At 61.7% G+C, this 26262-nt stretch carries 24 protein-coding genes and 3 pseudogenes; 17 read left to right on the forward strand and 10 right to left on the reverse strand.

Annotated elements, in window-relative coordinates; all coding sequences use genetic code 11:
* Window positions 1–17 precede the first annotated feature (17 nt).
* Together BQ9846_RS07020 and BQ9846_RS07025 are read left to right on the forward strand one after the other, a co-directional pair.
* Complete coding sequence (locus BQ9846_RS07020) at window positions 18–290, forward strand: CopG family ribbon-helix-helix protein (RefSeq protein ID WP_075880194.1); 273 nt, start codon at window positions 18–20, stop codon at window positions 288–290.
* Window positions 287–568 (forward strand): type II toxin-antitoxin system RelE/ParE family toxin, encoded by a 282-nt coding sequence (locus BQ9846_RS07025; protein ID WP_075880196.1) that lies wholly within the window; start codon window positions 287–289, stop codon window positions 566–568. Before BQ9846_RS07020 ends, BQ9846_RS07025 begins: the two co-directional genes overlap by 4 nt.
* 33 nt (window positions 569–601) lie before the next feature.
* Here the strand turns inward: BQ9846_RS07025 and folK are convergent, their stop codons facing one another.
* Window positions 602–1033: a 2-amino-4-hydroxy-6-hydroxymethyldihydropteridine diphosphokinase gene (gene folK / locus BQ9846_RS07030; protein ID WP_075880198.1), complete on the reverse strand. Its 432-nt coding sequence runs from the start codon at window positions 1031–1033 to the stop codon at window positions 602–604.
* Between the two features lie 174 nt (window positions 1034–1207).
* Here folK and BQ9846_RS07035 point away from each other — a divergent pair, with 174 nt between their 5' ends.
* Window positions 1208–1966 (forward strand): SDR family oxidoreductase, encoded by a 759-nt coding sequence (locus BQ9846_RS07035; protein WP_075880200.1) that lies wholly within the window; start codon window positions 1208–1210, stop codon window positions 1964–1966.
* Window positions 1967–2042: 76 nt separating this feature from the next.
* Here BQ9846_RS07035 and ybiO read toward each other — a convergent pair whose 3' ends face one another.
* The 6 genes from ybiO to serA all read right to left on the reverse strand — a co-directional run bounded on the left by ybiO (window position 2043) and on the right by serA (window position 9003).
* Window positions 2043–4370, reverse strand: a complete 2328-nt coding sequence (ybiO, locus tag BQ9846_RS07040; RefSeq protein WP_075880209.1) for a mechanosensitive channel protein — start codon at window positions 4368–4370, stop codon at window positions 2043–2045.
* A 92-nt stretch (window positions 4371–4462) separates the two neighbouring features.
* On the reverse strand, window positions 4463–4891 hold the full coding sequence (locus BQ9846_RS07045; protein WP_075880211.1) for a YqaA family protein: 429 nt from the start codon (window positions 4889–4891) through the stop codon (window positions 4463–4465).
* A gap of 6 nt (window positions 4892–4897) precedes the next feature.
* On the reverse strand, window positions 4898–5719 hold the full coding sequence (locus BQ9846_RS07050) for an IclR family transcriptional regulator (protein WP_075880213.1): 822 nt from the start codon (window positions 5717–5719) through the stop codon (window positions 4898–4900).
* A gap of 132 nt (window positions 5720–5851) precedes the next feature.
* On the reverse strand, window positions 5852–6643 hold the full coding sequence (locus BQ9846_RS07055; protein ID WP_422821892.1) for an enoyl-CoA hydratase: 792 nt from the start codon (window positions 6641–6643) through the stop codon (window positions 5852–5854).
* 33 nt (window positions 6644–6676) lie between these two features.
* A complete protein-coding gene (gene trhO, locus BQ9846_RS07060; protein ID WP_075880217.1) occupies window positions 6677–7642 on the reverse strand; it encodes an oxygen-dependent tRNA uridine(34) hydroxylase TrhO in 966 nt (321 codons plus the stop codon).
* Between the two features lie 101 nt (window positions 7643–7743).
* A complete protein-coding gene (gene serA / locus BQ9846_RS07065; RefSeq protein WP_075880219.1) occupies window positions 7744–9003 on the reverse strand; it encodes a phosphoglycerate dehydrogenase in 1260 nt (419 codons plus the stop codon).
* Between the two features lie 286 nt (window positions 9004–9289).
* Between serA and BQ9846_RS07070 the strand changes: the two genes are divergently transcribed.
* From BQ9846_RS07070 to djlA, 5 genes and pseudogenes are all read left to right on the forward strand, one after another.
* The gene (locus BQ9846_RS07070) at window positions 9290–9598 is read left to right on the forward strand and encodes an exodeoxyribonuclease VII small subunit (RefSeq protein WP_075880221.1); all 309 of its coding nucleotides are present in this window, start codon (window positions 9290–9292) and stop codon (window positions 9596–9598) included.
* Window positions 9592–10485, forward strand: coding sequence for a (2E,6E)-farnesyl diphosphate synthase (gene ispA / locus BQ9846_RS07075; RefSeq protein ID WP_075880223.1), 894 nt, complete (start codon window positions 9592–9594; stop codon window positions 10483–10485). The genes BQ9846_RS07070 and ispA overlap by 7 nt, the downstream gene beginning before the upstream one ends.
* A gap of 89 nt (window positions 10486–10574) precedes the next feature.
* Window positions 10575–11228 (forward strand): annotated as a pseudogene (locus BQ9846_RS17245) (1-deoxy-D-xylulose-5-phosphate synthase N-terminal domain-containing protein); the annotation flags it as partial.
* A gap of 21 nt (window positions 11229–11249) precedes the next feature.
* Window positions 11250–12761: pseudogene (gene dxs / locus BQ9846_RS07080) on the forward strand (1-deoxy-D-xylulose-5-phosphate synthase); the annotation flags it as partial.
* Between the two features lie 49 nt (window positions 12762–12810).
* A complete protein-coding gene (djlA, locus tag BQ9846_RS07085; protein WP_075880227.1) occupies window positions 12811–13584 on the forward strand; it encodes a co-chaperone DjlA in 774 nt (257 codons plus the stop codon).
* 27 nt (window positions 13585–13611) lie between these two features.
* Here the strand turns inward: djlA and ribA are convergent, their stop codons facing one another.
* A complete protein-coding gene (gene ribA / locus BQ9846_RS07090; RefSeq protein WP_075880229.1) occupies window positions 13612–14247 on the reverse strand; it encodes a GTP cyclohydrolase II in 636 nt (211 codons plus the stop codon).
* Between the two features lie 228 nt (window positions 14248–14475).
* Between ribA and BQ9846_RS16830 the strand changes: the two are divergent.
* The 7 genes and pseudogenes from BQ9846_RS16830 to BQ9846_RS07120 form a co-directional block, all read left to right on the forward strand.
* Window positions 14476–14568 (forward strand): annotated as a pseudogene (locus BQ9846_RS16830) (hypothetical protein); the annotation flags it as partial.
* A 115-nt stretch (window positions 14569–14683) separates the two neighbouring features.
* Window positions 14684–15691 carry a uroporphyrinogen decarboxylase gene (gene hemE, locus BQ9846_RS07095; protein ID WP_235818937.1) on the forward strand — a complete coding sequence of 336 codons (1008 nt, stop codon included), beginning with the start codon at window positions 14684–14686 and terminating at the stop codon, window positions 15689–15691.
* Window positions 15688–16563: a polyamine aminopropyltransferase gene (gene speE / locus BQ9846_RS07100; protein ID WP_235818938.1), complete on the forward strand. Its 876-nt coding sequence runs from the start codon at window positions 15688–15690 to the stop codon at window positions 16561–16563. The genes hemE and speE overlap by 4 nt, the downstream gene beginning before the upstream one ends.
* 269 nt (window positions 16564–16832) lie before the next feature.
* Window positions 16833–17858: an amino acid ABC transporter substrate-binding protein gene (locus BQ9846_RS07105; protein WP_075880230.1), complete on the forward strand. Its 1026-nt coding sequence runs from the start codon at window positions 16833–16835 to the stop codon at window positions 17856–17858.
* Window positions 17859–17943: 85 nt separating this feature from the next.
* Window positions 17944–19134 (forward strand): amino acid ABC transporter permease, encoded by a 1191-nt coding sequence (locus BQ9846_RS07110; RefSeq protein WP_075880233.1) that lies wholly within the window; start codon window positions 17944–17946, stop codon window positions 19132–19134.
* Window positions 19135–19153: 19 nt separating this feature from the next.
* Complete coding sequence (locus BQ9846_RS07115) at window positions 19154–20254, forward strand: amino acid ABC transporter permease (RefSeq protein WP_075880235.1); 1101 nt, start codon at window positions 19154–19156, stop codon at window positions 20252–20254.
* 83 nt (window positions 20255–20337) lie between these two features.
* On the forward strand, window positions 20338–21066 hold the full coding sequence (locus BQ9846_RS07120; protein ID WP_075881686.1) for an amino acid ABC transporter ATP-binding protein: 729 nt from the start codon (window positions 20338–20340) through the stop codon (window positions 21064–21066).
* On the opposite strand, the gene BQ9846_RS07125 is transcribed toward BQ9846_RS07120, so the two are convergent.
* Window positions 21044–22564, reverse strand: coding sequence for a sensor domain-containing diguanylate cyclase (locus tag BQ9846_RS07125; protein WP_075880237.1), 1521 nt, complete (start codon window positions 22562–22564; stop codon window positions 21044–21046). The genes BQ9846_RS07120 and BQ9846_RS07125 overlap by 23 nt on opposite strands.
* Before the next feature lie 158 nt (window positions 22565–22722).
* Here BQ9846_RS07125 and BQ9846_RS07130 point away from each other — a divergent pair, with 158 nt between their 5' ends.
* Complete coding sequence (locus tag BQ9846_RS07130; RefSeq protein ID WP_075880239.1) at window positions 22723–23157, forward strand: host attachment protein; 435 nt, start codon at window positions 22723–22725, stop codon at window positions 23155–23157.
* Window positions 23158–23320: 163 nt separating this feature from the next.
* Window positions 23321–25165: a methyl-accepting chemotaxis protein gene (locus BQ9846_RS07135; protein WP_075880241.1), complete on the forward strand. Its 1845-nt coding sequence runs from the start codon at window positions 23321–23323 to the stop codon at window positions 25163–25165.
* Window positions 25166–25167: 2 nt separating this feature from the next.
* On the opposite strand, the gene BQ9846_RS07140 is transcribed toward BQ9846_RS07135, so the two are convergent.
* The gene (locus tag BQ9846_RS07140; protein ID WP_075880243.1) at window positions 25168–26094 is read right to left on the reverse strand and encodes a LysR family transcriptional regulator; all 927 of its coding nucleotides are present in this window, start codon (window positions 26092–26094) and stop codon (window positions 25168–25170) included.
* Window positions 26095–26262: the final 168 nt, after the last annotated feature.

Here is a 26262-nt window from a genome sequence, read left to right on the forward strand (position 1 = left end):
ACCTTGAGGGTACCATTATGGGCGTCACTACCGTTCGCCTTCAGGCAGATGTCGAACAGCACCTGGAAGCCATCGCCGGCAGGCTCCATCGGAGCAAAGGCTGGGTGATCAACCAGGCACTATCGGAATACATAAAAAAACAAGAACGTGAACAAGCGCGCTGGCAGCAAACGCTAGTGGCAATGGAGTCGGCTGCTCAAGGAAAGGTGGTTGATGCTAGCAAGGTTCATAACTGGCTCAACAGCTGGGGAAGCGAAAACGAGCAGGACACACCGAGGTCAGGTAAGTGAAACTGGTTTACACGGATGAAGCCATTGCTGATTTGCACCGCCTACGGGAATTCATCGCGACTCACAACCCCACTGCCGCCAGCAGGATAGCCACGGAGCTGGTGGGTAAAATCGCACTGCTACCCGACTTCCCCAAAATGGGGGCGCCGGTTGAAATGGCGCCGGTGCCCGATTCCGTTCGCGACATGGTTTTTGGCCAGTACGTTATCCGCTATTCGGTGCATGCCAGTGCCATTATTGTTCTCCGAGTATGGCATGAACTCGAAAGCGGACGATAAAGCACCTGGCCACAAGAGCCCTACCACTATCTATCACCCACCGTTCAGCGTGCGGCCGCTCTCTTTAAGAAGTTCATCGACCGGCTCGCGCACGTAGTCGTGGCGATGGTAGCCTTCGTCAACCAGTTCGCCGTCCCAGGCGATGATATCCAAATCCATGGTCCGCGGGCCGGATTTAATCGGCCCACGTTCGCGCCCCAGCCGGTCCTCGATGCGCTTTAGGTACTCTTTGAAATCCGCTTGTGGGAGGGATGTGCGCACCAGCACGGCGCTATTGAGGAAATCGGGCTGCGCCTGATAGCCCACGGGGGTCGTGCGAATGGGCGTGGTATGGGCAATCAGCTCGCACTCTTGGCTGAGAATCTCGATCACCTGCGTATAGTGGTGTTCGGGGTCGATGTTCGAGCCCACCGAAATCACGCACTCATGCGGCGTCTGTGTCGCGGTTGATGAAGCCTTTGGCATAACAGTTCCTTGGCAGTGAGCAAGTGAAAGGGCTGATTTATTAGCCTAACGCTTCCCCCTTTTTGTGCAAGCCCTGTTTGTAGAAGAGACGTACAACTTATTGACAACCGCTCTCCTCACGTCGAGAGTGACGGTTCTTGCCTACCCGCTCTTGCCCACCATGAGGAGACAGCCATGAGCGCACAAGCTGCACTGGTCACCGGCGGCGCCACGCGTCTAGGGCGCCACTTCGCCGAAGCACTGGCGGATGCTGGCTACGATATTGCCCTTCACGTGAATAGCTCGCGCAACGAGGCCCGCGAAGTCGCTAACGACATTCGCAAGAAAGGCCGCGAGTGCGACATCTTCGCCTGCAACTTTTTAAGCGATGCGCCGGAAGATGACCTTGGCCTGCTGATCAGAAACGTCAAAACGCGCTTTACCGGCTTGAGCCTACTGGTTAACAGTGCTTCCGCGTATGAACCCGCTCCCCTTGCCGAAACCGACTTGGGCATGCTGGAGACCCAGTTTCGCGTCAATATGTTTACGCCGCTGCTGCTGACGCGTCACTTTGCCGAGGCCGTCGAGGAGGGCTGCGTGGTCAACATCATCGATAACAAGATCGCCTACCACCAGTACCCTTACGCCGCGTACCTGTTATCCAAAAAGGGCCTAGCCGAGATGACTCGCATGGCGGCGCTGGAGTTCGCTCCGCGCATCCGGGTCAACGGTATCGCCCCCGGCGTGGTACTGCCCGCGTCCCAGCGCACCAGCGACTACATCGAGTGGCGCATCGACGGCATCCCCGCCAAGCGCCAAGGCGACCCGGACCACTTGGTGGCCGCGCTGCGCTATGTGCTGGAGAACCCCTTTGTGGTGGGGCAGATTCTGTTTGTCGACGGCGGCGAGTCGATCAACGTGGAGGGGCGCCACTCGGAGAACTATCCCGCTTAATGATGTGCGCGCGCAGCGTCGTGACTAACCCAAAGGGCCGCCCAATAAGGCGGCCCGTTTGTATCAGGATGCGCTGTTACGACACATCGTCGTCGGTGGGTTTGGTGTGCTCCTCCTCGGCGGAGGTCTGCACCCCGTGCTCCGGATCGTCACGGCTGACCGTTTCGCTGCGCGAACGATCGACCGCGGTGCTTTTGATCACCCGCACGTTCGCCGCCGGGGCGTTGCCCTCTTTGTCTTCGCCGAAGTAGAGCGTGGTATGCGGGAACGGGATCTCGATACCCGCCTCGTCGAAGCGCAATTTAACCAAGCGGTTATAGGCGCGACCCACGGCCCACTGATCGCCCGGTGTGGTCTTGATCACCACGCGGATATTCACCGAACTATCCGCCAGGGCCGTGACACCCGCCACCGTGAGGTCTTCCAGCAGCTTATTGCCGTGCTCTTCGCTGGCCTTCAGGTCTTCAAAGGCGAGCTGGAGCTGATCGACGGCGTCATCAATGCTTTCGCGGTAGGCGATGCCGTACTCGCCGACGTGGTTGCCGTATTCGCGCATGTAGTTCGAGACGGTGTCCACGCTGGAGAACGGTATCAGGTGGTAAGTGCCGGAGAGGTCGCGAATCCCCACCGAGCGAATGCTCAAGCGCTCAGCGGTGCCGGTAATGCCGCCCACCGTGACCACATCGCCGGTATTCATGGCATTCTCCACCTGAATAAAGATGCCGGTGATCACGTCCTGCACCAGCTTCTGGGCGCCGAAACCAATCGCCAAGCCCAGCACACCGGCACCGGCGATTAGCGGGCCAATGTTGATGCCAATTTCGGACAACACGATCATGCCGGTGATGGTCACCATGGCGATCGCCAAGGCATTACGGAACAGGCTCAACAGGGTTTTTGCCCGCGCGGAGGGTTCGCCGCTGCCCGTTTCGGGGTTGAGTTTATGCTCGATCAAGCTGGCGAGCCCCAGCCACACCCCGATCGCGACAATCAAAATCACCGCCACGCTGGTCAGATTGCCTACCATATTGGCGCCGGCCTCGGAGGCGTACCACGCGGGTAGGTCAAAGGCACCCCAGGCATCGAGTACCACCATGATCACCGCCACGCCGATCACCGTGCGCAGGATACGCAGAGCATTGGGAACGTAGCTATTGAGGCGCTTTTCCAGCAGCGGCAGCTTGCGGCGCAGCTCCGGCGAGAGCTTGATCCGCCGGCCGATGGTCTGGGTCAAAAAGGCCGAAGCCAAGAGGCCCAAGACAACCGCCGCCAGGGTTTGTAGTGTCGCGAACATGACAAAGGGCAGCGCATCGCCCGGGCGCGTCAGCGTGAGGACAAACACCACCAGGAAGTAGAGCAGCGCGAACAGATGCCACGTCCGTGCGAACAGTTGTAGCGACACGCGACTGGCGGTAAAGCTTGCGTTGGTCGACATGACATTGATGTTATCGCGCAGGCGTACCCGGTTTTTCAGAATCACCGCCACGGCATAAATAAACGCGCACACCATGATCAGCGTGCCCAGCGCCTGGCCAAGCGCCGGGGCGATATAGAAGTTCACCAGCGGCACGACCACCATCAGCCCGTAACCGACCATGCCCACAAGACGCGCCAGCCAGCGGTTCCAGTAGGCCGCCTCGTCGGCCGAGATGGGCAGCAAGCGCAGGCCTTCGTAGCGCGAGGAGAACAGCATCCGCACCCCGGCTTTGATCAGCTCAATGACCAAAAACGCATTCAGAAATAGCGATGCGCGGGTGGAAAGGTCGCCGCTCTCGCCCACGGCGAAGGTCGCGATCAGATTACCGCCCACGTAGGCAAAGGCGACGATCAGTATGTCGATAACGGCGGCGATCGCCACGCACAGCACCAGCCGCAGCACCGGCGTTAAGCCAGCGCCTTGCTGCGACCAGTGGCTAATCTTGGTGAAAAGCGGCTTGCAAACCCGTCGAAACAGCACAAAGAGCACAAAAGTGGCGAGAATCACCAACCCCAGGTTAATCGCCGCGGTGGTAAACGCCGACATTTCAAACGTGCTGGCGCTTTCGCCGCTGAAGAGATCCGCGACAATCGCCACCGCCTGCTCAAGTTGCCCACCTACGTCACTCACCACGCGGCTGGTGATCTCGGCGAGCTGACGCGGCAACGAGACCTCTTCCGGTGACATCTCGCTGCCTTGCGCGGCGGCTTCAGCCTCGCTTGAGACATCGGCTGCCTGGCTGCGCAGCAGGTCGATCAGCTCTTGACGCGACTGCTCGTTTTCCAGCAAATCGGCCAGGTTGGTTAAAGAGACCTCGCTGCCACTACCCGCATCACTGGCGGTTTGCGCCACGGCAGGCGTCGCCATTAGCGCCAGCAGCGCGAATAGCCAGATGCCCAGCCAAGGCAAGAGTCGTAATCGCGTCACACTTCTTCCTCCCTTATTGAGTCGTGTTTATCAAGACACGCTTAGCGATAGCCTAACACGCTGTTTAGCGATCTTCGCGCCCCTAACAGGCGCTAGCATAGCGGCATAAGCCAGGTTTGCGCCAACCCCAGCACCAACGCGTAGCGTCCGGCTTTTGCCAGTAAAATCCAGGTAAGCGCTCGCCACCACGGTAGGCGAAACACGCCGGCAAGCACCGTGAGCGGATCCCCCACCACCGGCATCCAGGAGAGCAGCAGGCTGTATTCACCCAGGCGGTGATACCAGCGCTCGGCACGCGCGAGCCCCTGCTGGGAAGCAGGAAACCAGCGGCGATCCTGAAAGCGGCGGGCGTAACGCCCCAGCGCCACGTTGATCAAACTGCCCAACGTATTGCCGAGCGTGGCCACCGCCCACAGCGCCAGTGCAGGCTCGCCTAGGCACCACTGCCGCGCGAGCCACACCTCCGAGGCGCCGGGCAGCAGCGTGGCGCTACCCAGGGCAATGAAAAAGAGGCTGAACAAGCGGCGCTACGCCGGGGCGTGGCCACCGAGCTGCGCGGTAATATCCGCCGCGGTGGCCCGCACCAGGCCGCCAAGCTCTTGAAGCCGCGCTTCGGGGATGCGCGCCATGGGGCCGGAAACGGAAATCGCCGCCAGGGGGCTGCCGTACTCGTCGTGGATACAGGCGGCCACGCAGTGCAGGCCGATGGCATGCTCTTCGCGGTCGCAGGCGAAACCGTCGGCGCGAATGCGGGCCATCTCCTCTTGCAGCGCTGCCGCGGTGGCGAGGGTGTTGTCGGTGACTTGAACCAGCTCGCGACCTTCAAGCAGCTGCGCGCGCTCCTCACAGGGCATCCACGCCAGCAGCGCCTTGCCCACGCCGGAGGCGTGCAGCGGCGCCCGCGAGCCTAGCCGGGTAATCATGCGCATCATCTGCGGCGATTCGTGCTGAGCGAGAAACACCGCCGTGGCGCCATCGCGAATGCCTAGGTTGGCCGTTTCGCCGGTGGCCTGGGTCAAGCGACGCAGAAACGGCCGACTGGTGGCGATGAAATCCCGCGCTTCGAGAAAGCTATTGCCGATGCGAAAGGTTTTGACATCGATGCGCCACAGCCCCTGCTCGTTCTCCTGGGTGACAAACCCCTGGCTTTGCAGGGCCTGCAGCAGCCGGTGCGTGGTGGAAGGCGCCAAATCTGCTATCTCGGCAAGCTCGGAGAGCGAAAGCCCGCGCGGGCTCTGCGACAGATCCTCCAGAAGCGTTAATCCGCGCACCAGCGATTGACTATGGCCACCGCTGGCTTTGGCCCCACTCGCCGGCCGCCCGGCGGCTCTGCGTTTGACCTCACTCACCCTGCTTCTCCTCACGCGACAAAAGCGTGAGGATAACGCGCTTTCGCGTCGCCTGTCGCGTTTACGGAAACGCTTTCCAACTTTTTCGGTGTGTCTCACTACCACCACTAGGCGCCGGCCGATCAGGGCGCGCTAGCGGTGCTTCCACTCCGGTGGGCGCTTCTGGATAAAGGCGTCGATCCCTTCGGCCACGTCATCGGCGAGCATATTGCACGCCATGGTCTCGCCGGCGAAAGCGTAGGCTTCATCCAGTGGCATGGCGAGCTGGCGGGCGAACATCGCCTTGCCGGTACGCACCGCTACCGCGCTTTTGGCGCAGATGCTCGCGGTGAGCTCCGCCACCGCCTCATCGAGCTGTTCATCCTCGGCGACGCGGTTAACCAGCCCCCATTCGGCGGCGGTGTCGGCGTCGATAAACTCGCCGGTCAAAAGCATCTCCATCGCCCGCTTGCGCGCCACGTTGCGCGATAGCGCCACCGCCGGCGTCGAACAGAAAAGCCCCACGTTGATACCCGAAACGGCGAAGCGCGCGCTTTTGGCCGCCACGGCCAAATCGCAGCTCGCCACCAGCTGGCAGCCGGCGGCGGTGGCGATGCCTTGGACCTTGGCAATCACCGGCACCGGCAGATTGACGATCGCCTGCATGACCGCGCCGCAGCGGGCAAACAGCGTCTGGTAGTAGGCTTTATCGGGGTTGGCGCGCATCTGCTTTAGGTCGTGCCCGGCGCAGAAGGCTTTGCCTTCGGCGGCGAGCACCACGCAGCGCACGCTCTCGTCGGCTTTGATCGCATCGAGCGCGCCTTGCAGCGCATCAAGCATGGCCTCCGAGAGCGCGTTGAAATTTTTCGGCGCGTTGAGCGTGAGCGTCGCAACGCCCTGGTGGTCGTCGCGTGTAAGCAGCGATTCTGCGGTTGTTGGCGTCATTGTCATTGTTCTCTCCTATCACTTATTGCTCTCTTAGCGCTGGGTATCGCGCGGGTCGCGCCCGAGCGGGTGCGGCTCGCCGCGCGCCTTGGCCAGCTCAATCTGACGCTGACGCTCGCGGGCCGCGGCGCGGGTCTTCTCCGGCAGCGAATCGATGCAGTGGGGGCAGCTGATGCCGGGCTCGTAGGCGCTTGAGTTCATATCTTCGACAGAAATCGGCCGGCGACAGGCGTGGCACTGCTCAAACGCGCCTTCGCTCAAATCGTGGCGCACGGTGACGCGGTTATCAAACACAAAGCAGTCGCCGCGCCACAGCGACTGCGCTTCGGGCACCTTTTCCAGATAGTTCAACACGCCGCCTTTGAGGTGGTAGACCTCGTCAAAGCCCTCCTTGAGCATAAAGCTAGAGGCTTTTTCGCAGCGAATGCCGCCGGTGCAGAACATCGCGACTTTTTTGTGCCGCGCGGGGTCGTAGTGCTCGCGCACGTAGTCGGGGAACTCGCGAAAGGTCGCGGTTTTGGGGTCAATCGCGCCCTCGAAGCTGCCGATCTCGACCTCGTAATCGTTGCGGGTATCGATCACCAGCACTTCCGGGTCCGAGATCAGTGCGTTCCACTGTTCGGGCTCAACGTAAGTGCCGACCGTGTCGTTGGGGTCGATCCCCGGCATGCCTAGCGTGACGATCTCTTTTTTGAGTTTGACCTTGGTGCGGTAAAACGGCGGCACGTCGCAGTAGGACTCTTTATAGTGCGCCGCGTTATGGGGGATATCGCGCAAGCGCGGGTCGGCGGTGAGCCACGCGAGCAGCGCCTCGATGCCTTCGCGGGTGCCGGCGACGGTGCCGTTAATGCCCTCATGGGCCAGCAGCAGCGTGCCTTTGACGCCGTTATCCAGCATGGTTTGGCGCAGCGGCTCGCGTAGCGCTTCAGCGTCATCCAGCGTGACAAACTTGTACATCGCCGCGACCACAATGGGCGGCGTTGAGGTGGGGTGGGGCATGTGAACTCCTGGTTGTCGCCCCCGTAAAGGGCGGACCATTAACAACAACGACGCCCCGCCTAGGCGGGGCGTCGGTTATGACAGCGAAAAACGCGCTGCGTTTAGTCGTTTTGTGTCGCGTCGTTTTGTGTTGAGTAGAGCACGCGAATTTTCAGCGTATGCGAAACGTCCTTGAGCGCTTCAAGCGCCTGCGGGCCGTAGGCTTTGTCCACGTCGATCACCACGTAGCCGACTTTCTCGTTGGTCTGCAGGTACTGCCCGGAGATGTTGATGCCGTTCTCCGACAGCACGCGGTTGATCTCGGAGAGCACGCCCGGCACGTTGTCGTGGATATGCAGCAGGCGGTGCTTGTCCGGATGCGCCGGCAGCGCCACCTCGGGGAAGTTGACCGAGGTGACGGTGGTGCCGTTATCCGAGTAGGTGATCAGCTTCTCGGAGACCTCGATGCCGATATTCTCCTGGGCTTCCAGGGTCGAGCCGCCGATGTGCGGGGTCAAAATCACGTTGGCCAAACCGCGCAGCGGGCTTTCGAACTCTTCGTCGTTGCCCTTGGGTTCGACCGGGAAGACGTCGATCGCCGCGCCGTTGAGCCGACCCGCCTTCAGCGCCTCGGCCAGCGGTTCGATCTCGACCACGCTACCACGCGAGGCGTTGAGCAAAATCGCCCCCGGCTTCATCGCCGCGATCTCTTTCTCGCCGATCATCCAGCGGGTCGAGGCCAAATCCGGCACGTGCAGGCTGACCACGTCGGCGCGGCGCAGAAGCTCCTCAAGGCTTGCGACCTGGGAGGCGTTACCCATGCCCAGCTTGGCGATCACATCGTAGTAAATGACGTTGAAGCCCAGCGACTCCGCAAGCACGGAGAGCTGCGCGCCGATGCTGCCGTAACCCACGATGCCCAGGGTTTTGCCCCGCGCTTCATGGGAGTTTTTCGCCGATTTCAGCCAGCCGCCTTCGTGGGCGCGGGCGTTCTTTTCGGGGATGCCACGCAGCAGCATGATCGCTTCGGCGAGCACCAGTTCGGCCACCGAGCGGGTGTTGGAGTAGGGCGCGTTGAAGACCGCGATGCCGCGCTTAAGCGCCGCGTCCAGGTCGACCTGGTTGGTCCCGATACAGAAACAGCCAACGCCGACAAGCTTCTCTGCCGCGGCAAACACGCGCTCGGTGAGCTGCGTGCGCGAGCGAATGCCGATGAAGTGAACGTCGCGGATCTTCTCGATCAGCGCCTCTTCATCTAGCGAGGTCGGCAGATGCTCGATGTTCTCGTAACCTGCGTTATGAAAATTGTCCACCGCGCTCTGGTGGACGCCCTCGAGCAGCAGGATCTTGATCTTGCTCTTGTCCAGGGACGTTTTAGCCATGGCTGAATCAACCTCATTGATCGGCGGTTTCCGCCGTGTATCGGTTCACGAAAGGCCCGTATATTAGCACAGCCACGGCGCTCGGGCGGGGCCGGCGAGATGAAAAGTCTGCGCGCTTTGCATGAGCGGCGTGCATGGTTTGCCGAGACGTTGACCATATTCACTGACACGCGGGCAGACGCGCCGGGGGGTGGTCGGTGTATACTGGGCGGCTACTATGCATGACACGCGCTCTTAAGCGTGGTCGTTAGAAAACGTGGACTTTGAGAAACGGCAGGCATCGGCGATGAGTGACTCGACATCTTCCTCCCCGCAGGAGTCCCCCGATCAGGGCGCTCCCCAGCAGGACTTTGCGGCCACGGTGGAGCAGCTAGAAGCGCTCGTCGAGCGGCTGGAGTCAGGCGCGCTTTCGCTTGAGGAGTCGCTCACGGCGTTTGAGCAGGGCGTGGCCCTCACCCGCGAGGCGCAAAAACGCCTGGACAACGCCGAACTCAAAGTGCGCGCGCTAAGCGAAGATAGCGACGGACGGCTGGCCGTGACGCCGTTCAACGCGCCGGACCAAGACGCCGGCGGCGAGGAGAACCCGCCATGGTAGCCATGCAAACACCGGTGCTGGAAACCCTGCGCCGCGCGAGCAACGCTCGCGTCGATACCACGCTTGCGGCGCTGTTTGAGGCACGCCCGGCCACGGCTCCGCGCCTGGAAGCCGCCATGCGCCACGGCCTGCTGGTGGGGGGCAAACGCCTGCGCCCGCTTTTGGTCTATCTCGCCGGCCGCGCCCTGGGGGCCGATGACGAGGCGCTCGACGCCCCGGCCGCCGCGATTGAGCTAATCCATGCCTACTCGCTGATTCACGATGACCTGCCGGCGATGGACGACGACGACCTGCGCCGCGGCCAACCCACCGTCCACAAGGCCTTTGACGAGGCCACCGCGATTCTGGCCGGCGATGCCCTGCAGTCACTGGCGTTTGAGGTGCTGGCCAATACGCCCCACCCACGCTTGGGCAGCCTGGTACGCACGCTGGCCACGGCCTCGGGGCGCGAGGGCATGGTGGCCGGCCAAGCGCTGGACTTGGACGCTGTGGGCGGGCATCCGGATGTCGAGGCGCTGGCGCACATGCACGCCCATAAAACCGGCGCGCTGATCGAAGCCGCCGTGCGCTTGGGCGGCCTGATTGCGGTCACCGAAACCGACCCGCGCCTGGACGCGCTGGCCCGCTACGCGCGCGCGATTGGCCTGGCGTTTCAAATTCATGACGATGTCCTGGACGTCACCGGCGACACGGCGACGCTGGGCAAAGCCTCCGGCGCCGATGCCGCCCGGGCCAAGCCCACCTACCCCAGCTTGCTGGGGCTGAGCGGCGCGCAACAAAAAGCCAAGCGCCTCATGGACGAGGCCATCGCCGCACTCTCCCCGCTGGGCGAGAATGCCGCGCCGCTGGCCGAGTTGGCCCACTACATGATCGAGCGCGACTATTAATGCCGATGCCGGCACCACGCGCGCCCGTCCGCGTCGTTTTCTTGCGCCGCATTAAGCGTTTCTTTTTTGTGTCTTTATAAAGAGTGCCCATGAAGCTGTTCGACGAGATTCCCCGCGAGCGCCCGGCCACGCCGCTGCTCGACTCTTTTGACCACCCCGCGGCGCTGCGAGCCATGAGCGCGGCACAGCTCGCCCAGCTCGCCGATGAGCTGCGCGCCTACCTGCTCTACAGCGTCGGCGTCTCCGGCGGTCACTTTGGCGCGGGGCTTGGCGTGGTCGAGCTGAGCGTGGCGCTGCACCACGTGTTTCACACCCCCCACGACCGGCTGGTGTGGGACGTTGGCCACCAGGCTTACCCGCACAAGGTGCTGACCGGGCGCCGCGAGGCGATGCTGAGCATTCGTCAGCACGGGGGGCTGGCCGCTTTCCCACGGCGCGCCGAATCCGAGTACGACACCTTCGGCGTGGGCCATTCGAGCACCTCGATCTCCGCCGCGCTTGGCATGGCGCTGGCGGCCAAGGCGCAAGGCGAGAAGCGCCGCGTGTGCGCGGTGATCGGCGACGGCGCGCTCACCGCGGGCATGGCCTTTGAAGCGCTGGCGCACGCCGGGCATGTCGACGCCAATCTGATGGTGGTGCTCAACGACAACGAGATGTCGATCTCGGAAAACGTCGGCGGTATCGCCACCTACCTCGCCCGGGTGCTCTCCAGCAAGCCCTACCTCAAGATGCGCGAAGAGAGCAAAAAGGTGCTCTCGCATCTNGCCAAGGCGCAAGGCGAGAAGCGCCGCGTGTGCGCGGTGATCGGCGACGGCGCGCTCACCGCGGGCATGGCCTTTGAAGCGCTGGCGCACGCCGGGCATGTCGACGCCAATCTGATGGTGGTGCTCAACGACAACGAGATGTCGATCTCGGAAAACGTCGGCGGTATCGCCACCTACCTCGCCCGGGTGCTCTCCAGCAAGCCCTACCTCAAGATGCGCGAAGAGAGCAAAAAGGTGCTCTCGCATCTGCCCGGCGCCCTGGAGCTAGCGCGGCGCACCGAGGAGCACATGAAGGGCATGGTCAGCCCCGCCACCCTGTTCGAAGAGATGGGCTTTCACTACGTCGGCCCCATCGACGGCCATGATCTCGACTCGCTCACCCAAGCGCTCACCCACCTAAGCGAGCTTGAGGGGCCGCAGTTTCTGCATATCAAGACGATCAAGGGCAAAGGCTTTTTGCCCGCCGAGGCCGACCAGATCGGCTACCACGCGATCACCAAGCTGGAAAAACCCGACCCGCTGGCGAAAACCGCCGCAATCACGCAAGCGCCGGCTAAGAAACCGCCCGTAACGAAACCGCCCGTAAAGAAGAAGTACTGCAACGTCTTCGGCGACTGGCTGTGCGACATGGCCGCAGCGGATAGCCGCTTGATGGGGATTACCCCGGCGATGCGCGAAGGCTCCGATTTGGTGCGCTTCTCCCAAGCCTACCCCGAGCGCTACTTCGACGTGGCGATTGCCGAGCAGCACGCGGTGACGCTTGCCGCCGGCATGGCCTGCGAAGGCATGAAGCCGGTGGTGGCGATCTACTCGACCTTTTTGCAGCGCGGCTACGACCAGTTGATTCACGACGTGGCGGTGCAAGAACTCGATGTCACCTTTGCCATCGACCGCGCGGGGCTGGTCGGCGAGGACGGCCCGACCCATCACGGCAGCATGGACCTCTCGTTTCTACGCTGCGTGCCGGGAGTGGTGATTCTCGCTCCCGCCGATGAGGCCGAGTGCCGCGCCATGTTAAGCGCCGCCTATCACCACCCCGGCCCGGCGGCGGTGCGCTATCCGCGCGGCACGGGGCCGGGCGTTGAGATTCCCACGCACCTTGAGCCTATCCCCATCGGGAAGGCCGAAATCCGCCGCAGCGCCAAAGACGGGGAGGGGATGCGCATTGCCTTGCTCGCGTTTGGCAGCTTGAACAGCGCCGCCGCCGAGGTGGCCGAGCGCTTAAACGCCACCCACATCAATATGCGCGCGATCAAACCGCTTGACCGCGACACGGTACTCCACGCCGCCGACGAGCACGAGCTTTTGGTCACCCTGGAGGAGAACGCGGTGGCCGGCGGCGCCGGCAGTGCGGTGAACGAGCTGCTCGCCGCCGAAGGCGTGCAGCTTGAAGTGTTGAACCTCGGCCTACCCGACGCTTTTGTCGAACACGGCACCCCCGCCGAGCTTCTGCGCGACTGCGGCCTAGACGCCGAAGGGATCGAGCGCGCGATCCGCGCTCGGCTGCCGTAATAGGCTGTTTTTAAAACAGATTTTATCAAACGGCGTCTTGGAGAGAGCCATGCTATTGCTGATTATTGTGTTTGCGCTGATCGGCCTTGCCGTGGGCGGCCCTATTGGCCTCGTGGTGGGCGGTGGCCTGGGTTGGTGGCTGGGGCGCGGCCTGCGCCGTCGTCTGAATGGCGTGCGTCAGCGGCTGCAAGAGGGTTACCTGGAGTCAATCTTCGCGGTGATGGGCTGTTTGTGCCAAGCCGATGGCAACGTCACCGATGGCGAACTCGGCGCTGCCGAAAAGATCTTCGACCAGATGCGCCTGCAGGGCGAGCAGCGCAAGAGGGCTCGCGCGGCGTTTGAGCGCGGCCGCGCCGACGACTTCGACCTCGACGCCGAGCTTGCCAGCGTCAATCGCCTCACGCGTCATCAGCCGGTGATGCGGCAGGTGTTTTTGCAGGTGCAGCTATCGGCGATCGCCGCCGACGGCGTGCTACACGATAGCGAGCACGACATGATGCTGCGTGTCGCTCGTGGCGTGGGCTCCAGCGAAGCCGAGGTACAGCAAATCGAAGCCATGCTGCACGGCGCGGCGGCCAGCTCCCAGGGCGAAAGCCAGGAAGCGCTGAAAGACGCCTACCAGGTGTTGGGGGTCGCGGAGGACGCCAGTGACGCCGAGATTAAAAAGGCCTACCGCCGTCTGATGAGCCAGAACCACCCGGATAAACTCGCCGGCAAAGGCCTACCCGATAGCATGCGTGAGGTGGCCCAAGCGCGTACCAGCGAAATCGGCAACGCCTACGAGCGCATCTGCAAAGCGCGGGAGCGGGCACGCGCCGCCTAGGATGAGGCGGCGCCACACCTCGGGCCGCTACTCCTTGCGCTCGATATCCACGTCGCTGGCCTGGGTGAAATCCCCCAGCGCCATCATATGGCCCAGCTTGCCCGCCTTGGTGGTGAGATACTGCTCGTTGTGCGGGTTCAAGCCGGTGGTGATGGGCAAACGCTCGACCACGTTGACGCCATCGCGGGTCAAGGCCTCCACCTTGCGCGGGTTGTTGGTCATCAGCTTGAGCGCGGTAATGCCTAGGTGATCCAGCATCGGCACGCATAAGTCATAGCGGCGCATATCGGCGCCAAAGCCCAGCCGCTCGTTGGCTTCCACCGTGTCGGCGCCCTGGTCTTGCAAATGGTAGGCGCGGATTTTGTTTAAAAGCCCGATGCCGCGCCCCTCTTGGCGTAGGTAAAGCAGCACGCCCCGCCCTTCGGCCGCAATGCGCTTGAGCGCCTCTTGCAGCTGATAGCCGCAGTCGCAGCGCATGGAGAACAGCGCATCACCGGTTAAACACTCCGAGTGGACACGCCCGAGTACCGGAATTTCGCCGGTCACGTCGCCGAGGGTCAGGGCGATATGGTCTTTGCCCGTCGCCTCGTCTTCGAAGCCGTGCATGGTAAATGTCGCCCAGGGGGTGGGCAGCCGGGAAGCGGCAATAAAGCGAATCGTCACAGGTTACCTCGGTGATCAGCACACCCGCAGATGAAAAGCGTGTTAACGAAATGGTCGCCCATTTTAGCAGGAACCGCCGGCGATTACCGTCTTGGGTGGCGCGAATCCGCTGAGCGCTTGGCGTATCATCCGGCCGCCCTGCTGCCCTATAATCGATGCCACTGTTTATTTGCGTTTCTCTCTTCTAGGACACACGTTTCTAGGCCACACGACTTCAAGAGCCCTGCTATGTCTCAAGTACCGACGTCTCAAGCGTTACACAACGACCGTTTTCTCCGCGCGCTGGCGCGCCAGCCCGTCGACCGCACGCCGGTGTGGATGATGCGCCAGGCCGGGCGCTACCTGCCGGAATACCGCGCCATCCCCCCCGAAAGCTCAGAGGTCATTAGATGCCGCGCGCCACGCAAGCCCACCGCCTGAAGCTTCAATAGCGTGGATGATGCGCCAGGCCGGGCGCTACCTGCCGGAATACCGCGCCTCGCGCGCCGACGCGGGCAGCTTTATGGACCTGTGCCGCAACCAGGACCTGGCCTGCGAAGTCACCCTGCAGCCGCTTGAGCGCTACCCGCTGGACGCCGCGATTCTGTTTTCCGACATCCTCACCATCCCCGATGCGATGGATTTGGGTCTCTATTTCGTCACCGGCGAGGGGCCGAAATTCAAAAAAACCGTGCGCACTCCGGAAGAGGTCGAGGCGCTGAAAGTCCCCGACGCCGAGCGCGACCTGGACTACGTGATGAACGCGGTTTCGACCATTCGCCGTGAGCTGAACGGACGCGTACCGCTGATCGGCTTCTCGGGTAGCCCCTGGACGCTGGCAACCTACATGGTGGAAGGCAGTTCAAGCAAGGACTTCCGCCACGTCAAAACCATGCTCTACGACACGCCGGATGCCATGCACCAGCTGCTCGATAAGCTCGCCCACGCCGTGACCGACTACTTGAACGCCCAGATTCGCGCCGGCGCCCAAGCGGTGCAGATTTTCGACACCTGGGGCGGCGCGCTCTCCACTCCGGCGTATCTGGAGTTTTCGCTGCGCTACATGGAACAGATCGTCTCCGGGCTTATTCGCGAGCACGACGGGCGCCGCGTGCCGGTGATTCTGTTCACCAAAAACGGCGGTCAGTGGCTTGAGCATATCGCCTGCGCCGGTGCCGATGCCCTGGGGATCGACTGGTCAACCGAGCTTTCCGACGCGCGCGGCCGTGTGGGTCACAAAGTGGCGCTGCAGGGCAATCTTGATCCCAACGTGCTGTTTGCCCGGCCTGCCGCGATTCGCGCCGAAGTCGCGCGGATTCTGGAGAGCTACGGCCCCGGCCCCGGCCATGTGTTCAACCTGGGCCACGGCATTAGCCAATTCACCGATCCCGATCACGTCACCGCCTTTATGGACGCGCTGCACGAACTCAGCCCCCAGTATCACCAGGAGATTGCTACTCAATGAGCCCACAAGATAGCCGCCTGATGCCTGAAGAGGCCTGGTTCACCGAAGTGTTTGACCGCCACGGCAGCGCCTTTTCGCTCAAAGTGCGCGAAAAGCTGCTCGACGTTCAGAGCCCCTATCAACACCTTGAAGTCTACGCCACCGAGACCTTTGGCAACCTGATGGTGCTCGATGGCTGCGTGATGCTCACCGATCGCGACAACTTTCTCTATCATGAGATGATTGCGCACCCGGCACTTTTCACCCACGAAGCGCCCAAGCGCGTGGTGATTATCGGCGGCGGCGACTGCGGCACGCTCAAAGAGGTGCTGCGCCACCCGGGGGTTGAACACGTCACCCAGATCGATATCGACGAGGAAGTCACCAAAGCGGCGGAGCGCTTCTTCCCGGCGCTGGTGGAGGCCAACGACGACCCGCGCGCAGAGCTTTTATTCGCCGATGGCGTGAAGTGGGTGGACGAAGCCGACGACGGCAGTATCGATGTGCTGATTATCGACTCCACCGACCCGGTTGGCCCAGCGGAAGGGCTGTTCAAGACCGACTTTCTCAAGCGCTGCCACCGTATTCTCGCTCCCGGCGGGGTCATGGTGCAGCAGAGCGAATCGCCGCTCTACCATAGCGCCACGATCATCCGCGAGCTGCGCCGCGATATGCGCGAAGCGGGCTTTGACAGCGTCGCCACGCTGCCTTTCCCGCAGCCGGTGTACCCCTCGGGCTGGTGGAGCGTGACGCTTGCCGGCAAAGCGTGTGACGTGAATCAGTTCCGCGAGGAGGCTGCGTCCAATCACGCGATGCCGCTCTCTTACTACACCGTAGACGCCCACCGCGGTGCGCTGACGCTCCCGCCCTTTATGCAAAAAGCCCTCGATTAAGCCTGCGCTTCCCTTCTCAATCCACGTTTTTGGTGCCCACTTCAACGGCACCAAAAACGTGCGCAAACGCCACTCCCTTGCACTTTTTACACCGCTTCGTTGCGTTTTATGCACTGCCCTCACCTCGACCTTCGTTGGTCTTGCGTTGAAAAGCGCTGAATTTCGCGGCATACCCCCGATGGCATCATCCTTGCTAGGTTTTAGTGTCATGCCACGGCATGCACAACGACTGAATTCCGAAAGGATGACGATTTTCAAGGGGAACTCCCATGCTCAATAAGAAACACCTGGTTCTCGCCGCCTCCGCCGGCGCCCTCACCCTAGCTAGCGTCACCGGCGCCCATGCCACCACGCTGGAAGACACGCGCGAACGGGGTGCCGTGCAGTGCGGGGTCAGCGACGGTTTGCCGGGTTTCTCGGCGCCGGATGACGCGGGTAATTGGCAAGGGCTCGACGTTGACGTCTGCCGTGCGGTGGCCGCCGCCGTATTCGGCGACGCGGATGCGGTGAACTATGTGTCGCTTAACGCCGTTGAGCGCTTCACCGCGCTGCAATCCGGCGAGGTGGATGTGCTCTCGCGTAACACCACCTGGACCACCACCCGCGACACGACGCTGGGGGTTAACTTCACCGGCGTGAGTTTCTACGACGGCCAGGGCTTCATGGTCAGCCGCGACCTGGGCATCTCCAGCGCCAGCGAGCTTGACGGCGCGGCGATCTGCATTCAGTCCGGCACCACCACCGAGCTGAACGTGGCCGACTACTTCCGTGCCAACGACATGCAGTTCGATCCCATCGTTTTCGACACCTCCGAGCAGACGGTCGGCGGCTACCAGGCGGGCCGTTGCGACGTGCTCACCTCGGATACCTCACAGCTTGCCGCGCTGCGCATCCAGCTTAACGACCCGACCGCATCGGTCATCCTGAAAGACATCATCTCGAAAGAGCCGCTGGGGCCGTCGGTGCGCCAGGGCGACGATGAGTGGTTCAATATCGTCAAGTGGTCGCTGTTCGCCATGATCAACGCCGAAGAGTACGGCATCACCAGCGACAACGTGGACGAAATGACCGCTTCGGAAGACCCCAATATTGCCCGTATTCTCGGCCAGGACGGCAACTACGGCGAGGGCATGGGGCTTGATGCCGACTGGGCGTACAACATCATCAGCCAAGTGGGCAACTACGGCGAAGTGTTTGAGCGCAATGTGGGCATGGGCTCTCCGCTTGAGATCGAGCGCGGCGTCAACGCACTGTGGACCGATGGCGGCATCATGTATGCACCGCCGATTCGCTAAGCGTCTCGTGTAACACCGGCCCGCCGTTCTCCATGGGGAGAGGCGGGCCATCTGATTGACTTAGCGATTCGCGGAGACGCACCTCATGTCAGCACCCCCTTCCTCTCGCCCGGCCGGCCAAAAGCCGCCGTTTTGGCGAGACCGAGCCAAACGTGCGCTGATTTTTCAGCTCCTTTTGGTCGCGGCCATCGCCGCTTTCATGCTCTATATCATCGGTAATACGCAGGAAAACTTGTCCGAGCGCGGCATTACCACCGGGTTTGGTTTCCTGAGTAATACTGCCGGCTTTGGCATTGTGCAGAGTCTGATCGACTACTCCTCCCAGAGCACTTACGGCACCACCTTTATCGTCGGGCTGCTTAATACCTTGCTGGTCGGCGGACTGGGTGTTCTCGCGGCGACCGTTATCGGTTTTACCGTGGGTATCGCGCGCCTGTCGCCGAACTGGCTCTTGGCCCGCTTGGCCAACGCCTACATCGAAACGTTTCGTAATATCCCGCTGCTGCTGCAGATTTTTTTCTGGTACTTCGCCGTGCTGCGAGCACTGCCGAGCGCGCGCGACAGCCTCTCACTTGGCGAGGTGATCTTTCTTAACGTGCGCGGGCTCTACCTGCCGGAACCGCTGTTTGAGTCGGGTTTTGGCTTGATCCCGGCTACCTTTGTCATCGCGATCGTGGTCAGTATCGCGCTCGTGGTATGGAACAAACGCCGTCATGAGGCCACCGGCAAGCGCTTGCCCGCCATTTGGATATCGCTGGCGCTGATCTTCGGCCTGCCGCTTTTGGTGCTCATCGCCACCGGGGTACCGGTCACCTGGGATGTGCCGACGCTTGGCGGCTTTAACTTCAGCGGCGGGATTACCGTTATTCCTGAGTTTCTCGCCCTGTGGCTGGCGCTGTCGATTTATACCGCCTCCTTTATCGCGGAAATCGTCCGCTCGGGCATTCAGGCGATCTCCCATGGTCAGACCGAAGCGGCGCAGGCGCTTAGCCTGCCGCGCAACTTGATTCTCCGCCTGGTGGTAATTCCCCAAGCGCTGCGGGTGATTATTCCACCGCTGACCAGCCAGTACCTGAACCTGATCAAAAACTCGTCGCTGGCCACCGCCATCGGCTACCCCGATCTTGTCTCGGTCTTCGCCGGCACCACGCTCAATCAGACTGGCCAAGCCATTGAGGTCATCGCCATGACCATGGCGGTCTATCTGTCGATCAGCCTGTTGGTGTCGATGTTCATGAACTGGTTCAACGCCCGCGTGGCGCTGGTCGAACGTTAGGCCCGGTGAGGATTCCCCCATGATTCACAATCAAACCCTTATCTCCGAGCGGCCAGCGCCCAAAAGCGCCATTGGCCCGCTTGCCTGGCTACGCGCCAACTTGTTTAGCGGCCCGGTGAACACGCTTTTCACCTTGGCCGGCCTCTACTTGCTCTACCTATTGGTGGTGCCGACGGTACAGTGGGCGTTTATCAACGCCGACTGGATCGGCACCTCGCGCGACGACTGCTCCCGCGAGGGCGCCTGCTGGGTATTTGTCAACGCGCGCTTTAGCCAGTTTATTTACGGCCTCTACCCAAGCGAAGAGACGTGGCGCGCCAATATTGTGTTCGCAGGCTTCTTTGCCCTGATCGCTTGGCTCGCCATCCCCCGGCTACCGCTGAAACGCTGGGTGGCGCTGTTTGCCTTGGTGGCATTTCCGGTCATCGCCTACGTGCTGCTCCACGGCGGCTATTTCGACCTTCCCCGGGTGCCCACCGGCCGCTGGGGCGGGCTGATGCTTACCTTGCTGCTGGCCACGGTCGGCATGGTCGCCGCCCTGCCGATTGGCATTGTCCTGGCGCTGGGGCGACGCTCAAGCATGCCGATCGTCAAAAGCTTTTCGGTGGTGTTTATCGAGTTTTGGCGCGGCGTACCGCTGATTACCGTGCTGTTTATGGCCTCGGTCATGCTGCCGCTGTTTCTGCCCTCCGAGCTCACCGTTGATCGCCTGGTGCGGGCGCTGATCGGCATTACGCTGTTCCAGAGCGCCTATATGGCGGAAGTCATCCGCGGGGGCTTGCAGGCGATTCCCAAGGGGCAGGAGGAAGCGGCCGCGGCGCTGGGGATGACCTACTGGAAGCGCATGGGGCTGATCGTGCTCCCGCAGGCGCTGAAGATGATGATTCCCGGCATCGTGAATACGTTTATTTCGCTGTTTAAAGACACCACGCTGGTCATGATCATCGGCCTTTTCGACCTGCTGGGCATTGTCCAGGCGGCGCTGTCGGATTCGCGCTGGCTGGGCTTCTCGCTGGAAGGCTATGTGTTCGCCGCGTTCATGTTCTGGATTTTCTGTTTCAGCATGTCGCGCTACAGCCAGTACCTCGAACGTAAACTTCACACCGGCCATAAGCGCTAACGCCGCTTTATTGACGACGTCGTTGGTCAAGACTTAGATAGGATTTCAACATGGCACAAGCAGCAACCCAAACCGATGACCTGATGGTCGAGATGCGCGGCGTGAACAAGTGGTACGGTGACTTTCACGTGTTGCGCGACATCAATTTAGAAGTCAAGCGTGGCGAACGCATCGTTATCTGCGGCCCTTCGGGCTCGGGCAAATCGACGATGATTCGCTGCATCAATCACCTCGAAGAGCACCAGCAAGGCGACATCACCGTCGGCGGGGTGGCGCTGACCCAAGACGTGAAGCGCATCGAGCAGATTCGCCGCAGCGTGGGGATGGTGTTTCAGCACTTCAATCTCTTTCCCCACCTGAGCGTGCTGGAGAACTGCTGCATCGCGCCGATGTGGGTGCAAAAAAAGCCCCGCCGCGAAGCGGAAGAGCAGGCGATGCGCTACCTAGAGCGGGTACAGATCGCCGAGCAAGCGAAAAAGTACCCCGGGCAACTCTCGGGTGGGCAGCAGCAGCGCGTGGCGATTGCCCGTTCGCTGTGCATGCACCCCGATGTCATGCTGTTCGACGAGCCCACCTCAGCGCTCGACCCCGAGATGATCAAGGAGGTACTGGATGTCATGGTGGAACTCGCCAACGAGGGCATGACCATGCTCTGCGTGACCCACGAAATGGGCTTTGCCAAAACCGTGGCGGACCGGGTAATTTTTATGGACCAGGGGCAGATCATCGAGGAGAACACCCCCGAGCCGTTCTTTAACGATCCGCAGTCGGAGCGCACGCAGCTCTTTCTCAGTCAGATTCTGGGACACTAACGCAGGCTTGCCAGTAGGCCACCACGCGATCACGCCCGCTCTCTTTGGCGAGATAGAGGGCTTGGTCCGCCTGGGCGATGGCCATCGACTGGCAGTGGCTAAGGCTGCCTGAGAAATGCAGCGTGGCCACGCCCAGACTGATGGTCATCGGTACATTGACTTGCTCGGCATGGGACGTACCACCGATACCGGGCAGCGCCTCAAGCGCGAAAGGATGATGGGCAATACAGCGGCGCAGACGCTCAGCAAGTTGTAGCGCTTTGGCGTGGTTAGGAGCATCAGCCAGTATGGCGAACTCTTCGCCGCCCAAGCGCACCAAGCAGTCCTCAGGACGCAGCTCGGCGCTCAGGCGCTTTACCAGGATTTTGAGCAGCGCATCGCCGGCGGGATGCCCGTAGCGATCATTGATGCTTTTGAAATGATCAATGTCCAGCAACAGTAAATAGGCGCTCTGATAATGGCGAGGCTGATTCGTTTGGCTTTGTCGCAATTCGCGCATATAGCGCACCATACCACGGCGATTGCGCGCGCCGGTGAGTTCGTCGAACTCGGCCGCCGCCTGCGCCTGTACCTCGCCCTGTTTGCGCTGGGAAATGTCGATCGCCAAGCCGGCGATGCGGGCCAATCGCCCGCAGGCATCGTAGTCGGCTTCGATGACCAGTTCGTGCCAACGGGTTTCGCCCTGTTGGTCGATGAGGCGCACATCCAAACGGCAGCTGGTGTCGCAAGCGCCAGAGCAGCGGCGCAGCAGCGCCCATAGCAAGCCGCGATCCTCCGCCACGATGTGAGCCAACAAGCGCCGCAGTGGCAAGCGGGCGTAATCCTGCGGATAGCCCAAGGTGGCGAGCAGCGCCTCGGAGCACCAGGTGGCATAGGTCACCGGGTCGATCTCCCAGATACCGCAAGCCGCCACGCGCTGCAAAAGCTCGACTTGGCGCTTGCGGCTATTGAGCTGGTGGCGATAGATCGCCGAGGCGATCAGCTCAGCGGCAATGGTCAACGCGTGAAGCCCCGACCCTTCCCAGGCCACTTCGCGCTCGCAGTCATCAAACCCGAGCGTGCCCCACCATTGGCCGTTGACCATGATCGGCACCGTGACCATGGAGCGAATACCCTGGCTCTCAAGGTTCTCACGTAGCGTGCCCTGCGGCATTTGCGCCACAATGCAGGTATGAGGCTCACCGCGCTGGCGGCGCGCCACCATGTTGGCGTACTCAGGATCGTCGATCGCCATGGTAAAAAAACGAAAGCGCTTTTGCGTCAATTGGCGATAGCGGGGCGTTGCCGCCCATTCAAAGACGTAATCCTGCAGTAAGCCGTCGGGGGCTTGCTCCAGCAGTTGAAAAATCCAGACACGGCTGACACCCGAGGCCTCACCCAGCGCTTGCAGTAGCTGGTTGACCCCGTTACTCCAAAAACGCCGCTGCAGGAGCGCATCGCTGCCACTGGCGAGGGCATTGAGCAAGCGCGGTGCATCGGGGGTAAAAGGAGCGGGCATTGTCACACACGTCTTAGCACTGTCGAAGTCATGAGCCTAGCACACTAAAATTAATCTGCATTAGCGCTATTCGTCTAGCGTTTGACCAAATCGCAAACGCTTGCCATGGTGAAAGGACACAAGGTAAACGCCATCGATAACAAGGAGGATGCGTAACTATGACAACCTATATCGTGGTAGCCGATGCCGCACGCGCGCGCCTTTTTACCCGTGATGCGCTGACGCTGGAAGAGAAGGAGAGCTTAGTCCACGCCGAAGGGCGCCTGCATGAGGGTGATCTCGTCACCGACCGTCGCGGCGGCGATGTCCACGAGTCGATGTCCACCACGGCACGCTCCTCGGCGGGTGAAGAGGGCACCGCCTCGCAGCATGAAAACGAGCTGTTCGCCAAGCAAATCGCGCAGCGCCTTTACACCGCCCGCACGGAAAACCAGGTCAGCAAGCTGATTGTTGTCGCGCCACCCAAATTCCTGGGGCTACTACGAGAAAAGCTCGACGCGTCCACGCAGAAGCTGATTATCCACACGCTCTCAAAAGACCTCACCAAGGCGACCCTGTCGGATATTCAGGAAGCCGTGAGCGACCTGCGCTAAGCGTTTCATCGCACCGCCCAGGGCAACGCTCGCCCTGAAAAGCAGGAGTCACTGTAAAGAGCCATTAAAGAACGGGGTGGCTCTGCCGATACAGATAGGTTGACGTTAACGCCGCGTGGCACCCGCGCGGCGTTATTCAATCTCCTGATCCCCGAGAGCCACCATGTTTGCATCCCTAAGAGCCCGCCTGCTGTTGGCCGGTTTAGCTGCGGTTATTTTCGCCCTTTGCGCGAACGGTATCGCCAGCTACTGGACGGTCAAAAGCCACAACGACGAACAGATCACACGTAACCTAAACGCGGTCGTAAAAGGCAATACCCAAGCGCTTAACGAGTGGTTTGATGCCCGCCACTCCATGCTCGAAAGCATGGATGAAGCGGCTAAGAGCGACGACCCACGCGCCGCACTCCGCCAGCTCACTACTTCCGGCGATTTTATGGCGACGTATCTTGCCGACCCCACCACCGGCGAGACGACTTTCTTCAATGACTGGCAGCCACCCAGCGACTTCGACCCCCGCGAGCGTCCCTGGTACCAAGCCGCCGTCGCCGAGCGAGATACCATCCTGACCGCGCCGTACGTGGATGCCCAGACCGGTGATCTCGTCGTGACCTTCGCGCGCCCCTATTACGCCAATAACGAACTCGTCGCGGTAATCGGCGCCGATATCACCATTACCGAGGTGATCAACATCGTCGCGGATATTGCCCCGACGGATTCAAGCTTCGCCTTTTTGACCACCGCTGACGGCACACTGGTGGCCCACCCGGACGCTGATCTCACCTTGAAACCCGCCACCGCGATCAGCGACACCTTGACGCCGGAAAAACTGAGCGCGATTGCCCGCGCCAACCAACCCACGCCGCTGACGCTTCAAGGCAGCGATAAACGTTTGCTCGGCGGCAGCGTGGGCGGTGATAGCGGCTGGCAGTTGATCGTGGCGCTCGATGAGCAAGAAGCCACCGCGGGCCTGCGCGCCATTGCCACCACCTCCACCATTACCCTGGTGATTGTGGCTGCGTTAACGGCGGTTGTATTGAGTCTGCTGCTCAAGCTTCTGCTACGGCGCCTGTTCTCCGCGCGCGATGCAATGAACAACATCGCCTCGGGCGAGGGCGACCTTACCCAACGCCTCCCCGAAGAGGGCAACGACGAGGTGACGCAAATCGCTGCCGCGTTTAATCGCTTTGTCGGCCGTATGGATGACGTGCTGATCGATGTGCGCCAAAGCAGCGAAGCGGTGAATAGCGCCGCCACCGAGATTGCCCACGGTGGCCAGGATCTCTCCCGACGCACCGACAATACGGCGTCAAGCCTGCAGCAAACCTCGGCGTCGATGGAGGAGATCACCAGCACCGTCGAGCACACCGCCACTTCTGCACGCGAGGCGAACAAGCTCTCGCAGGACGCCTCTAACGTCGCCGAGCGCGGTGGCCAAGCCGTGTCTCAGGTCATCGCCACCATGGAGGAGATCGCCGACTCCTCGAGCAAAATCGGCGATATCGTCACGCTGATGAACGGCATCGCGTTCCAGACCAACCTTCTCGCCCTTAACGCCTCGGTGGAAGCCGCGCGGGCCGGCGAGCATGGGCGCGGCTTTGCCGTGGTCGCGGAAGAAGTGCGTAAACTGGCCAGCCGTTCAAGCGACGCCGCCAACGAGATCCAAACCCTGGTCGAAACCTCGCAGGGCAAGGTGGAAAACGGCACACAGCTGGTGCAAAACGCAGGCTCGACCATGGACGAGATTGTCAGCCACATCACCCGCGTGACCGACGTGCTTAAGGAGATCACCTCCGCCGCCGGCGAGCAGAGCGACGGTATCGGCCAGGTCAACGTCGCGGTAGCGGATCTGGACCGCATGACCCAAGAGAACGCCGCCATGGTCGAGGAGTCCACCACCGCCGCCGAACAGCTGCGCGAGCAGGCTGACCACTTAACCGCTGTGATTAGCCGCTTCAAGCTCTCATCGGCACCTTCGGCAACACCGGCGCTTAACGCGCCGCGCTAAGACTAGGGCACCGGCGGCAGCGCGATCTCGTCGCTGCGCGTCGCGCCTGCCGACATCTCGCGGCACAGGCGCAAGAACTCGCGCACCCCGGTGGTGAGGTACTTGTGCCGGTGCCAGATAAAGGTGAACTGGCGCTTTAAATCGAGCTCCGGCGTGGGGAGCGGCACTAGGCTTCCGCGCCGGAAGGCGTCGCGCAGGGCGAGCCGGGAAATACAGCCAATCCCCAATCCCGACTCCACCGCGCGCTTAATGCCCTCGGTGTGCTCAAGCTCCAGCAGCGTATTAAACCGCCCGCGCCGATGGCGGGCGGCCTGTTCCAGGGTCAAGCGCGTCCCGGAGCCCTCCTCGCGCATGATCCAATCTTCACGCAAGAGCTCGTCGAGCTCTAGGTGCTCGCGTCCGGCCAGCGGATGGCGCGGCGAGCAGAACACGCAGAGCTCATCTTCCACCCACGGCTGGCTGATAATCCGCTCGTCGTCGCACTGCCCCTCGATCAGGCCAACGTCCAGCGTGTGTTGGCGTACCCCCTCGATAATGTGGCGGGTATTGCGCACCGCCAAGCGCGCCCGGCTACCGGGGTGGCGCTGCATAAAGTCGCTGATCAAAAGCGTCGCCAGGTAGTTGCCGATGGTCAGCGTGGCGCCCACGTCGAGCGTGCCTACCCCTTGCTGGCCGCGCAACAGCTCCTCGACCTCCTCGGCGCGGTCGAGAAGCGCCACCGCCTTGGGCAGCAGCTGAAACCCCAACGCATTGAGCTTTAAGCGCTTGCCCAATCGATCCAGCAACAGGCAGTCAAATTGACGCTCCAGCTCGGCGAGTGCGGTGCTGGTGGCGGATTGCGACAGCGACAACGCCTTCGCCGCGTGCGAGACGCTTTCGTGCTGAGCCACGGCGACAAAGACTTCAAGCTGACGCAGGGTAAAGTGCATAAAAGCTGACCTATATCTATAACGTGGATAAGCGTTATCACTATTATTTGCTTAACAGATATACCACGCTTTTTTAGACTAAGCAGCAACACTTAACCTATTTTTTATTCTTTTATTGCATATAAGGCCGGCCGGTTAGTGCATCATGCCTGGCAGGCAGAGGTCGCC

It is taken from the genome of Vreelandella massiliensis, assembly GCF_900155385.1.
GTDB lineage: Bacteria > Pseudomonadota > Gammaproteobacteria > Pseudomonadales > Halomonadaceae > Vreelandella > Vreelandella massiliensis.